The sequence below is a fragment of the Streptomyces sp. NPDC030021 genome, assembly GCF_055574035.1.
In genome coordinates this window covers 186,757-198,523 of record NZ_JBVIAH010000006.1, presented here as the reverse complement: position 1 = coordinate 198,523, position 11,767 = coordinate 186,757, and the positions used below count along the sequence as shown (strand labels likewise).

The window sequence follows — 11,767 nt, the reverse complement described above, 5'->3', positions numbered from 1 at the left end:
GACGAGCCTATCGGCGGATCTCACCCCATGGTCATGGGACAGGGAAATGCCGCCCACCGCAAGCTGGTTGGGTGGGCGGCCGACCCGGTGCTACATCAATCAGCTTCCCTTCTCGGTCTGTTCCCGCACCTTTTCCGCGATCTGCGGCGGCATCGGTTCGTGGCGTGCGTACGCCCGCGCGAAGCGGCCGGTGCCGTGCGAGACGGAGCGCAGCTCGACGGCGTAGCGGCCGATCTCGATCTCCGGGATCTCGGCGCGGACCCGGGTGCGCCCCGGCGCGGCCTGGTCGGTGCCGACGACGCGGCCGCGGCGGCCGGCGAGGTCGCTCATGACCGGGCCCACGTATTCGTCGGGGACGACGACGGCGAGCTCGGCGACCGGTTCGAGGAGGTCGATCCGGGCCTCGGCGGCGGCTTCGCGCAGGGCGAGGGCGCCGGCCGTCTGGAAGGCGGCGTCGGAGGAGTCCACCGAGTGCGCCTTGCCGTCGAGGAGGGTGATGCGCACGTCGACCAGCGGGTAGCCGGCGGCGACCCCGCGGGCGGCCTGGGTGCGTACGCCCTTCTCCACGGACGGGATGAACTGGCGGGGCACGGAGCCTCCGACGACCTTGTCGACGAACTCGATGCCGCTGCCGGGCGGGAGCGGCTCCACCTCGATCTCGCAGATGGCGAACTGGCCGTGGCCGCCGGACTGTTTGACGTGCCGGCCGCGCCCGGCGGCCTTGGCGCCGAAGGTCTCGCGCAGGCTCACCTTGTGCGGGACGGGGTCGACCTGGACGCCGTAGCGGGTGCGCAGCCGCTCCAGGGCGACGTCCTGGTGGGCCTCGCCGAGGCACCACAGGACGACCTGGTGGGTGTGCGGGTTCTGCTCCAGCCGCATGGTCGGGTCCTCGGCGACGAGCCGGGCCAGGCCCTGGGACAGCTTGTCCTCGTCGGCCTTGCTGTGGGCCTCGATGGCGAGGGGGAGCAGGGGGTCGGGCATGGTCCACGGCGCCATCAGGAGCGGGTCGTCCTTGGCGGAGAGGGTGTCGCCGGTCTCCGCGCGGGTGAGTTTGGCCACGCAGGCCAGGTCGCCCGCGATGCACCGGGTGAGGACGCGCTGCTGTTTGCCGAAGGGGGAGGAGAGGGCGCCGACCCGCTCGTCGATATCGTGGTCCTCGTGCCCGCGGTCGGCCAGGCCGTGCCCGCTGACGTGGACGGTCTCCTCGGCCTTCAGGGTGCCGGAGAAGACGCGCACGAGGGAGACCCGGCCGACGTAGGGGTCGGAGGAGGTCTTGACGACCTCGGCGACGAGGGAGCCGTCGGGATCGCAGGTGACGTCCGGGCGGGCGGAACCGTCGGGGCGGGTGACGGCGACGGCGGAGCGCTCCAGGGGGGTGGGGAAGCCGCCGGTGACCAGTTCGAGGAGTTCCACGGTGCCCAGGCCCTGGCGGGCGCCGTCGGTGGCGGGGGCGGCCATCAGGACGGGGTGGAAGGTGCCCCGCGCCACCGCCCGCTCCAGGTCGTCGACGAGGGTCTTGAGGTCGATCTCCTCGCCGCCCAGGTAGCGGTCCATGAGGCTCTCGTCCTCGCTCTCGGCGATGATCCCCTCGATGAGCCGGGCGCGGGCGTCGGTGATGAGGGCGAGCTCGGCCGGGTCCGGGTCGCGCTCCACGCGCTCGCCGGAGGCGTACTCGTAGACGCGCCGGGAGAGCAGGCCGAGCAGGCCGGTGACGGGGGCGTGCCCGTCGGGGCCGGGCGGGCCGTGCAGGGGGAGGTAGAGGGGGATGACCGCGTCGGGGTCGTCGGCGCCGAAGATCTCGCCGCAGACGGCGGTCATCTGCGTGTAGTCGGAGCGGGCGGCCTCCAGATGGGTCACGACGATGGCGCGGGGCATGCCGACGGCCTCGCACTCGTCCCAGACCATGCGGGTGGCGCCGTCGATCCCGTCCGAGGCCGAGACGACGAAAAGGGCCGCGTCCGCGGCGCGCAGACCGGCCCTGAGTTCCCCGACGAAGTCGGCGTATCCGGGGGTGTCCAGGATATTGATCTTGATTCCGCCCCATTCGACGGGAACGAGGGACAGCTGGACGGAGCGCTGCCTGCGGTGCTCGATCTCGTCGTAGTCGGAGACGGTGGCGCCGTCCTCGACCCGGCCGGCCCGGTTGACCGCGCCCGCGGTCAGGGCGAGGGCTTCGACCAGCGTGGTCTTACCGGATCCGCTGTGGCCGACCAGCACGACATTCCGGATGGAAGAGGGGCGGTCGGCCGTCAGTGCCCTGCCGGCGGCTCCGGCTTGGTGTGATGTGGCTCCCATGATGCTCATGCCTCCCGGTGGTGACGGTGAGGAGGGGCGGGTGGTGAGGGGATCGGTGTCCGGATCGGTGTCCCGGCCGCCTCCGCGGAGGAGGAATGCGGGATTCTTCGAGCTTTGCACTGGTGTCACATCCCGTCCATACGTCGTACCGGGGACGTACCCGGGGCCCACCGGAGGCGGTCCACGGCGTGAAGTACGTCTTACGTGGCACGAACCGGTGGGTGCGCGGCGTCCGCGCGGTGGCGTGCTGGCTACGATGGGCCAGCCGGTGGCCGTGGTGGCCGTGCGGCCCAGCGACCCTCCGGGAAGGCCATGCTGAACAAGTACGCGCGTGCATTCTTCACGCGTGTTCTCACGCCATTCGCCGCTTTTCTGCTCCGGCGGGGGGTGAGCCCGGACGCGGTCACCCTGATCGGCACGGCCGGAGTGGTGGCCGGAGCGCTGTGGTTCTTCCCCCGCGGCGAGTTCTTCTGGGGCACGATCACCATCACCCTCTTCGTCTTCTCCGACCTGGTGGACGGGAACATGGCCCGCCAGGCCGGTATCTCCAGCAGATGGGGAGCCTTCCTCGACTCCACCCTCGACCGGGTGGCGGACGCGGCGATCTTCGGCGGCCTCGCGCTCTGGTACGCGGGCAACGGGAACGACAACGCGCTGTGCGCGGTGGCGATCTTCTGCCTGGCCAGCGGCCAGGTGGTCTCGTACACCAAGGCGCGCGGCGAGTCGATCGGACTTCCGGTGGCCGTCAACGGGCTCATCGAGCGGGCCGAGCGACTGGTGATCTCGCTGGTCGCGGCCGGCCTGTCCGGGCTGCAGACCTTCGGTGTGCCGTCCTGGATCGGTGTGCTGCTGCCGATCGCGCTGTGGATCGTGGCGGTGGGCTCGCTCGTCACCCTGATCCAGCGGGTGGTCACCGTACGCCGCGAGTCGGCCGAGGCCGACGCCGCGGCGGCGGCCGCCGAGGGCGGCGCGGCCTGATGGGCGCCCTACAGGACAAGCTGGTCGACTCGCTGTACGGACTCGGCTGGGCCGGAGTCAAGAAGCTGCCCGAACCGGCCGCCGTGGCCCTGGGCCGGCGCATCGCCGACTTCGCGTGGAAGCGGCGCGGCAAGAGCGTGCTGCGGCTGGAGTCGAACCTGGCCCGGGTGGTGCCGGACGCCGGTCCGGAGCGGCTGCGCGAGCTGTCGCAGGCGGGCATGCGCTCGTACATGCGGTACTGGATGGAGTCCTTCCGGCTGCCGACCATGGACCCGGAGCGCTTCAGCACCGACGTCCAGTTCACGGACGAGCACCTGCTGCGCGAGGCCCTCGACTCCGGGCGCGGCGTGATCGTGGCCCTGCCGCACCTCGCCAACTGGGACCTCGCCGGGGCCTGGGCCATCGGCCACATGAAGGCGCCCTTCACCACGGTCGCCGAGCGGCTGAAGCCCGAGACCCTCTACGACCGTTTCGTGGCCTACCGGGAGAGCCTGGGCATGGAAGTCCTGCCGCACAGCGGCGGCGCCGCCTTCGGCACCCTCGCCCGGCGGCTGCGCTCCGGCGGCATGGTCTGCCTGGTCGCGGACCGGGACCTGTCGGCCTCCGGGGTCGAGGTGGACTTCTTCGGCGCCACGGCGCGCATGCCGGCCGGACCGGCGCTGCTGGCCCAGCAGACCGGCGCGGTGCTGCTCCCGGCGACCCTGCACTACGGCGACACGCCGAAGCTGTACGGCCGGATCCACCCCGAGGTGAAGGTGCCGAAGACCGGGACCCGGACCGAGAAGACCACCCACATGACCCAGGCGGTGGCGGACACCTTCGCGTGGGGCATCGCCGAGCACCCGGAGGACTGGCACATGCTGCAGCGGCTGTGGCTGGACGACCTGGAGGAGCGCCCGTAGTGAAGATCGGCATCGTGTGCCCGTACTCGTGGGACGTGCCCGGTGGCGTCCAGTTCCACATCCGGGACCTGGCGGAGCACCTGATCCGCCTCGGCCACGAGGTGTCGGTGCTCGCCCCGGCGGACGACGAGACCCCGCTGCCGCCGTACGTGGTCTCGGCCGGGCGGGCGGTGCCGGTTCCGTACAACGGCTCGGTGGCCCGGCTGAACTTCGGCTTCCTGTCGGCGGCCCGGGTCCGGCGCTGGCTCCACGACGGCACCTTCGACGTGATCCACATCCACGAGCCGGCCTCGCCCTCGCTGGGGCTGCTGTCCTGCTGGGCGGCGCAGGGGCCGATCGTGGCGACCTTCCACACCTCGAACCCCCGGTCCCGGGCGATGATCGCGGCGTACCCGATCCTGCAGCCGGCCCTGGAGAAGATCAACGCGCGGATCGCGGTGAGCGAGTACGCGCGCCGCACGCTGGTGGAGCACCTGGGCGGCGACGCGGTCGTCATTCCCAACGGCGTCGACGTGGACTTCTTCGCCAAGGCCGAGGCCAACCCCGACTGGTCGGGGCAGACCCTGGGCTTCATCGGCCGGATCGACGAGCCCCGCAAGGGCCTGCCGGTGCTGATGGCGGCCTTCCCGAAGATCGCGGAGGCCTGCCCGGACGTACGCCTGCTGGTGGCGGGCCGCGGTGACGAGGAGGAGGCGGTGGCCTCCCTCCCGGCGGACCTCCGCTCCCGCGTCGAGTTCCTCGGCATGGTCTCGGACGAGGACAAGGCGCGGCTGCTGCGCAGCGTGGACGTGTACGTCGCCCCGAACACCGGCGGCGAGAGCTTCGGCATCATCCTGGTGGAGGCCCTGTCGGCGGGCGCGGCCGTGCTCGCGTCGGACCTGGACGCCTTCGCGCAGGTCCTGGACCAGGGCGGGGCGGGCGACCTCTTCGCGAACGAGAACGCCGACGCGCTGGCGACGGCGGCGATCACCCTGCTGCGGGACCCGGAGCGCCGGGCCGAGCTCAGCACCCGCGGCTCGGCGCACGTCCGCCGCTTCGACTGGTCCACGGTCGGGGCGGACATCCTGGCCGTCTACGAAACGGTGACGGACGGCGCGGCGGCGGTGGCCGCGGACGAACGCGTCCCGCTCCGCACCCGCCTGGGCTTCTCGAAGGACACCACCTCGTCCTGAGGGTTCACCACCCGGCGGAGACAGTCCGGTCGGGCCGCCCGCCGGGGGCGACGGTCACTTCGTGGACCTCCCCGCCCCCGGTGGTCATGCGGATCCGGTCGGGGGCCGTCCACACGGTCTCGCGCAGTGCGTAGTGGGGCGCGTCGCCGTTGAAGGAGCCGACGGTCCAGCGGCGCTCCAGGAGCCCGCTGCCCTGGTGGACGTACACCGTCCACACCGGGTCGATCCCGGCCAGCCCCTGTTCGATGACCAGTCGTCGGTCGTCCCGGCCGGGGGACGCCAGGTCCCGCGTCCGTGCGTCCCCGCCCGTCAGCATGGCCAACAAGGTGGCGATGCTCAGGACCGGGACGCCGATCACGACCAACGGAAGGCCGACGGCGAGGCGCGTCGCCGGTTTCCGTGCTCCCAGCAGGACCGCCCCGATCAGGGCGACCAGCGTCACCCAGCCCATCGTGACGAAGTGGCCGCGCACCTTGCCAAGGACGACGAGACCGCCGTCCGAACCGCCCCAGAGGCAAGCGGCCAGGACGCCCGCCACCAAGGCGCCGGCCACAAGGGCGGCGGCCATCGCCAGAAGTGTCAGTGCCGACGTTCTGCGGCGCGATCTCATAGGTCGTGTCCCCCCAATAGCTATGGATCATGAACCCTACGGGTCCGGGAGCGGCCCGGGCCAGGGCCGATGGGGGCCGGGGGCGCGTGGAGCGGTAGGGTCGCGCAGCGTGATCGAAACCCTTGTCTGGATCGCCCTGGCTCTCGGAGTCATCGGGGTCTACCTCAGCTGGACCGCCGGTCGGCTCGACCGGCTGCACTCGCGGATGGACGCCGCGCGGGCCGCGCTCGACGCGCAGCTCGTGCGCCGGGCCTCCGTCGTGCTGGAGGTGGCCACCTCCGGGGTGCTCGACCCCGCCTCCTCGCTGGTGCTCTACGAGGCCGCGCACGCCGCCCGGCAGGCCGAGGAGGACCACCGTGAGGTGGCCGAGAGCGAGCTGAGCCAGGCGCTGCGGGCGGTCTTCGCCGATGCCGACCAGGTCGACGTGCTCAAGGCGGCCCCCGGCGGGGCGGAGGCCACCGAGGAACTGGCGGCGGCCGTCCGCCGGGTACCGATGGCGCGGCGCTTCCTCAACGACTCGGTACGGGCCGCCCGCGCGCTGCGCAGGCATCGCAAGGTCCGCTGGTTCAGACTGGCGGGGCACGCGCCGTTCCCGCTCGCCTTCGAAATGGACGACGAGCCTCCGGTGGATCTTGCGGATCGGCCGACTTAGGGCTTCCAAGGGCCGCGAGGGACAAATCAAGGAGCCACAGGCTCCACATTGGCCCTTGTAGTGGACTGATCCCCTGGGGTTTGCTCAGCCGAGTAGTAAGAGCAGTACCCCGTCTTCCTTTCGAGTGAGGTCAATCCGTGAGCACGCTTCCCACCTCCCCCCAGTCCGCCGAGTCGGCGATCGGCACCTCGCGTGTCAAGCGCGGCATGGCCGAGCAGCTGAAGGGCGGCGTGATCATGGACGTGGTCAACGCCGAGCAGGCGAAGATCGCCGAGGACGCCGGCGCCGTGGCCGTCATGGCCCTGGAGCGGGTCCCGGCCGACATCCGCAAGGACGGCGGCGTCGCACGCATGTCCGACCCGAACATGATCGAAGAGATCATCGAGGCCGTCTCGATCCCGGTCATGGCCAAGTCCCGCATCGGCCACTTCGTCGAGGCCCAGGTCCTGCAGTCCCTCGGCGTCGACTACATCGACGAGTCCGAGGTCCTGACCCCGGCCGACGAGGTCAACCACTCCGACAAGTGGGCGTTCACCACCCCCTTCGTCTGTGGTGCCACCAACCTGGGCGAGGCCCTGCGCCGCATCGCCGAGGGCGCGGCCATGATCCGCTCGAAGGGCGAGGCCGGCACCGGCAACGTGGTCGAGGCCGTCCGCCACCTGCGCCAGATCAAGAACGAGATCGCCCGCCTGCGCGGCTACGACAACAACGAGCTGTTCGCCGCCGCCAAGGAGCTGCGCGCCCCGTACGAGCTCGTCAAGGAAGTTGCCGAGCTCGGCAAGCTCCCGGTCGTGCTGTTCTCCGCCGGTGGCGTCGCCACCCCGGCCGACGCCGCGCTCATGCGCCAGCTCGGCGCCGAGGGCGTCTTCGTCGGCTCCGGCATCTTCAAGTCGGGCGACCCGGCCAAGCGCGCCGCCGCCATCGTGAAGGCCACCACCTTCTACGACGACCCGAAGATCATCGCGGACGCCTCCCGCAACCTGGGCGAGGCCATGGTCGGCATCAACTGCGACACCCTCCCCGAGTCCGAGCGCTACGCCAACCGCGGCTGGTAATCGGTCATGACGAACACCCCCGTGATCGGTGTCCTGGCACTCCAGGGCGACGTCCGGGAACACCTGATCGCCCTGGCCGCGGCGGACGCCGTGGCCAGGCCGATCAGGCGTCCCGAGGAGCTCGCCGAGGTCGACGCCCTGGTGATCCCCGGCGGCGAGTCCACCACCATGTCGAAGCTCGCCGTGCTGTTCGGCATGCTGGAGCCGCTGCGCGAGCGCGTGGCCGCCGGCATGCCCGTGTACGGCACCTGCGCCGGCATGATCATGCTGGCGGACAAGCTCCTGGACGGCCGTGAGGACCAGGAGACCCTGGGCGGCATCGACATGATCGTCCGCCGCAACGCGTTCGGCCGCCAGAACGAGTCCTTCGAAGCGAAGATCGACTTTGCGGGCATAGCGGGCGGCCCGGTCGAGGGCGTCTTCATCCGCGCCCCCTGGGTCGAGTCCGTCGGTGCCTCCGCCGAGGTGCTCGCCACGTACGACGGCCACACGGTCGCCGTGCGCCAGGGCAACGTCCTGGCGACCTCGTTCCACCCCGAGCTGACCGGAGACGACCGCGTTCACGCGTACTTCGTCGACATGGTGCGCGCGGGGCTGTAACGGCGTCCCGGTAGGATCTGAGGCGAACATTGTTGGTGACGCGAAGGAGACAGGCAGATGTCCGGCCACTCTAAATGGGCTACGACGAAGCACAAGAAGGCCGTGGTTGACGCCAAGCGCGGCAAGCTCTTCGCGAAGCTGATCAAGAACATCGAGGTCGCGGCCCGTATGGGCGGCGCCGACATCGATGGCAACCCGACGCTCTTCGACGCCATCCAGAAGGCCAAGAAGAGCTCGGTCCCGAACAAGAACATCGACTCCGCGGTCAAGCGCGGCGGTGGTCTTGAGGCCGGCGGCGCCGACTACGAGACGATCATGTACGAAGGCTACGGTCCGAACGGTGTCGCGGTGCTCATCGAGTGCCTCACCGACAACCGCAACCGTGCCGCGTCCGACGTGCGTGTCGCCATGACCCGCAACGGCGGTTCGATGGCCGACCCGGGCTCGGTCTCGTACTTGTTCAACCGCAAGGGCGTCGTCCTGCTGCCCAAGGGTGAGCTCTCCGAGGACGACGTCCTGGAGACGGTGCTCGACGCGGGTGCCGAAGAGGTCAACGACCTCGGCGACAGCTTCGAGATCATCAGCGAGGCCACCGACATGGTCGCGGTCCGTACCGCGCTCCAGGCGGCCGGCATCGACTACGACTCGGCCGACTCCAACTTCCTGCCGACCATGCAGGTCGAGCTGGACGAAGAGGGCGCGCGCAAGATCTTCAAGCTGATCGACGCGCTGGAGGACAGCGACGACGTGCAGAACGTCTTCGCCAACTTCGACGTCTCGGACGAGGTCATGGAGAAGGTCGACGCCTGACCGGACGTCAACGGTGGGCCGACGGGGACACCCCGTCGGCCCACCGTCGTTTCCGTCCCCGCCACTTCCGGCGCGTCCCTCCGCCCGGCGGGTCGGTCCCTGCTGTCGGTGCACTGTCACAGGCGGCCGGTAGCCTGCACACCTGCGCGAAGAAGGAGGTGGCGGTGGTGCGAGTACTGGGTGTTGACCCCGGGCTGACGCGGTGCGGTGTCGGCGTCGTCGAGGGCGTGGCCGGACGGCCGCTGACCATGATCGGCGTGGGGGTCGTACGGACGCCCGCGGACGCCGAGTTGGGCCACCGGCTCGTCGCCATCGAGCAGGGCATCGAGGAATGGCTCGACACGCACCGGCCCGAAGTCGTCGCCGTGGAGCGGGTGTTCAGCCAGCACAACGTCAGCACAGTGATGGGCACCGCCCAGGCGAGCGCCGTCGCGATGCTGTGCGCCGCCCGCCGCGGCATACCGGTAGCCCTGCACACCCCCAGCGAGGTCAAGGCCGCCGTCACCGGCAGCGGCCGGGCCGACAAGGCCCAGGTCGGCGTCATGGTCACCCGGCTGCTGAGGCTGGACGCGCCACCCAAGCCGGCGGACGCCGCCGACGCCCTCGCCCTCGCCATCTGCCACATCTGGCGAGCCCCCGCCCAGAACCGCCTCCAGCAGGCGGTCGCCCTGCACGCCTCGAAAGGCCGTACCCGATGATCGCCTTCGTCAGCGGCCCGGTCGCCGCACTCGCCCCCACCCTTGCCGTGATCGAGGTCGGGGGAGTGGGCATGGCCGTGCAGTGCACGCCCACCACCATCTCCGGCCTGCGGATGGGGGAGCAGGCCCGGCTGGCCACCTCCCTGGTCGTACGCGAGGACTCGCTGACCCTGTACGGCTTCGCCGACGACGACGAGCGCCAGGTCTTCGAGATCCTGCAGACCGCCAGCGGGGTCGGGCCGAGGCTCGCCCAGGCGATGCTCGGCGTGCACAGCCCCGACGCCCTGCGCCTGGCCGTCTCCACCGGCGACGAGAAGGCGCTGGTGGCTGTGCCGGGCATCGGCAAGAAGGGCGCCCAGAAACTACTCCTCGAACTGAAGGGCAAGCTGGGGGCTCCGCTGGGCAGCAGCGGCCTCGTGGGCGCCCAGCGCGCCGCGGCCTCCGGGCCCGCCCCCTGGACCGAGCAGCTCTCCGCCGCCCTGATCGGCCTCGGCTACGCCTCGCGCGACGCGGAGGACGCGGTCGCGGCCGTCACCCCGCAGGCCGAGGCCGCCATCGCCGCCGGCGGTTCGGCCCCGGTTCCGCAGCTCCTGCGAGCCGCCCTCCAGTCCCTGAACCGGGCCCGCTAGCCGCCCTCCGCCACTCGCAGCCCCTCCGGCGATTGAGGAGCGGGTCCGGGCAGCGCCCGGGAAGCGGCGAAGGGGCGGAGTGGGGAAAGCCCCGCAGGGACCGGCCCGCAGGCGACCGACCACCGTACGAACCGAGAAGGCAGACTGACAGCGTGAACTGGGACGACGAGACCAACGCAGACGAGAGCGAGCGACTCGTCGCGGCCTCGGCCGACGGCGAGGACACCGCCGTCGAGGCGGCGCTGCGCCCCAAGGACCTCGGCGAGTTCGTCGGCCAGGAGAAGGTCCGCCAGCAGCTGGACCTCGTCCTCAAGGCGGCCCGCCAGCGCGGAGCCACCGCCGACCACGTCCTGCTCTCCGGCGCGCCCGGCCTCGGCAAGACCACCCTGTCCATGATCATCGCGGCCGAGATGGGCGCGCCCATCCGCATCACCTCCGGCCCCGCCATCCAGCACGCCGGCGACCTCGCCGCGATCCTCTCCTCCCTCCAGGAAGGCGAGGTCCTCTTCCTCGACGAGATCCACCGCATGTCCCGGCCCGCCGAGGAGATGCTCTACATGGCCATGGAGGACTTCCGCGTCGACGTGATCGTCGGCAAGGGACCCGGGGCCACCGCCATCCCGCTGGAGCTGCCGCCCTTCACCCTGGTCGGCGCCACCACCAGGGCCGGACTGCTGCCCCCGCCGCTGCGGGACCGCTTCGGCTTCACCGGGCACATGGAGTTCTACGCCCCCGAGGAGCTGGAGCGCGTCATCCACCGCTCCGCCCGCCTCCTCGACGTGGAGATCGACACCGCCGGCGCCGCCGAGATCGCCGGACGCTCCCGCGGCACCCCGCGCATCGCCAACCGCCTGCTGCGCCGCGTCCGCGACTACGCCCAGGTCCGGGCGGACGGCGTGATCAACCGCGAGGTGGCCGGTACCGCCCTCCAGGTGTACGAGGTGGACGGGCGCGGCCTCGACCGACTGGATCGCGCCGTTCTCGAAGCCCTGCTCAAGCTGTTCGGCGGCGGACCCGTGGGCCTGTCCACCCTCGCCGTGGCCGTCGGCGAGGAGCGGGAGACCGTGGAGGAGGTCGCGGAGCCGTTCCTGGTCCGCGAGGGGCTGCTCGCGCGCACCCCCCGGGGACGGGTGGCGACGCCCGCCGCATGGGCTCACCTGGGACTCGTACCGCCGCAGCACGGCGGGAGTGGATCAAGCGGACAACAGGGCTTGTTCGGGGCCTGACGGCGCGGAGGTTCGACCCCTCAGGAACTGCGGTGCCATGCTGGGCGTTGTTCCATCGGTGCGGACTCGCCTAGACTCCGCCGATGCCGACCCTTCGGGTCGGTGTGCCCACCCCCGTAGAAAAGGCCGCCGTCCGCGTG

12 protein-coding genes are annotated in these 11,767 nt (G+C 71.4%); 10 read left to right on the top strand and 2 right to left on the bottom strand.

Features of this window, described 5'->3' with window-relative positions:
- Positions 1–99: 99 nt before the first annotated feature.
- On the bottom strand, positions 100–2,295 hold the full coding sequence (locus ACZ4YL_RS14190) for an elongation factor G-like protein EF-G2 (RefSeq protein ID WP_468116782.1): 2,196 nt from the start codon (positions 2,293–2,295) through the stop codon (positions 100–102).
- 312 nt (positions 2,296–2,607) lie between these two features.
- Between ACZ4YL_RS14190 and pgsA the strand changes: the two genes are divergently transcribed.
- The 3 genes from pgsA to ACZ4YL_RS14175 are packed head-to-tail and all read left to right on the top strand — an operon-like array spanning position 2,608 to position 5,347.
- Positions 2,608–3,273: a phosphatidylinositol phosphate synthase gene (gene pgsA / locus ACZ4YL_RS14185; RefSeq protein ID WP_327386380.1), complete on the top strand. Its 666-nt coding sequence runs from the start codon at positions 2,608–2,610 to the stop codon at positions 3,271–3,273.
- On the top strand, positions 3,273–4,175 hold the full coding sequence (locus ACZ4YL_RS14180) for a phosphatidylinositol mannoside acyltransferase (RefSeq protein WP_468116527.1): 903 nt from the start codon (positions 3,273–3,275) through the stop codon (positions 4,173–4,175). The genes pgsA and ACZ4YL_RS14180 overlap by 1 nt, the downstream gene beginning before the upstream one ends.
- Entirely contained in the window at positions 4,175–5,347 is a 1,173-nt protein-coding gene (locus ACZ4YL_RS14175) for a glycosyltransferase family 4 protein (protein WP_468116525.1), read from the top strand. The genes ACZ4YL_RS14180 and ACZ4YL_RS14175 overlap by 1 nt, the downstream gene beginning before the upstream one ends.
- Before the next feature lie 4 nt (positions 5,348–5,351).
- On the opposite strand, the gene ACZ4YL_RS14170 is transcribed toward ACZ4YL_RS14175, so the two are convergent.
- Positions 5,352–5,915, bottom strand: coding sequence for a hypothetical protein (locus ACZ4YL_RS14170; protein ID WP_468116523.1), 564 nt, complete (start codon positions 5,913–5,915; stop codon positions 5,352–5,354).
- 151 nt (positions 5,916–6,066) lie between these two features.
- On the opposite strand from ACZ4YL_RS14170, the gene ACZ4YL_RS14165 reads away from it, so the two are divergent.
- The 7 genes from ACZ4YL_RS14165 (at position 6,067) to ruvB (ending at position 11,627) form a co-directional block, all read left to right on the top strand.
- The gene (locus ACZ4YL_RS14165; RefSeq protein WP_030010553.1) at positions 6,067–6,609 is read left to right on the top strand and encodes a LemA family protein; all 543 of its coding nucleotides are present in this window, start codon (positions 6,067–6,069) and stop codon (positions 6,607–6,609) included.
- Positions 6,610–6,746: 137 nt separating this feature from the next.
- Entirely contained in the window at positions 6,747–7,664 is a 918-nt protein-coding gene (gene pdxS, locus ACZ4YL_RS14160) for a pyridoxal 5'-phosphate synthase lyase subunit PdxS (protein WP_030010552.1), read from the top strand.
- A 6-nt stretch (positions 7,665–7,670) separates the two neighbouring features.
- Positions 7,671–8,264, top strand: a complete 594-nt coding sequence (pdxT, locus tag ACZ4YL_RS14155; protein WP_351162737.1) for a pyridoxal 5'-phosphate synthase glutaminase subunit PdxT — start codon at positions 7,671–7,673, stop codon at positions 8,262–8,264.
- A 57-nt stretch (positions 8,265–8,321) separates the two neighbouring features.
- Positions 8,322–9,074 (top strand): YebC/PmpR family DNA-binding transcriptional regulator, encoded by a 753-nt coding sequence (locus ACZ4YL_RS14150; protein ID WP_189740212.1) that lies wholly within the window; start codon positions 8,322–8,324, stop codon positions 9,072–9,074.
- 167 nt (positions 9,075–9,241) lie between these two features.
- Positions 9,242–9,772: a crossover junction endodeoxyribonuclease RuvC gene (gene ruvC / locus ACZ4YL_RS14145; protein ID WP_468116781.1), complete on the top strand. Its 531-nt coding sequence runs from the start codon at positions 9,242–9,244 to the stop codon at positions 9,770–9,772.
- Entirely contained in the window at positions 9,769–10,401 is a 633-nt protein-coding gene (ruvA, locus tag ACZ4YL_RS14140; RefSeq protein ID WP_468116520.1) for a Holliday junction branch migration protein RuvA, read from the top strand. The genes ruvC and ruvA overlap by 4 nt, the downstream gene beginning before the upstream one ends.
- A 152-nt stretch (positions 10,402–10,553) precedes the next feature.
- Complete coding sequence (gene ruvB, locus ACZ4YL_RS14135) at positions 10,554–11,627, top strand: Holliday junction branch migration DNA helicase RuvB (protein WP_328791222.1); 1,074 nt, start codon at positions 10,554–10,556, stop codon at positions 11,625–11,627.
- The last annotated feature ends 140 nt before the right edge of the window (positions 11,628–11,767 follow it).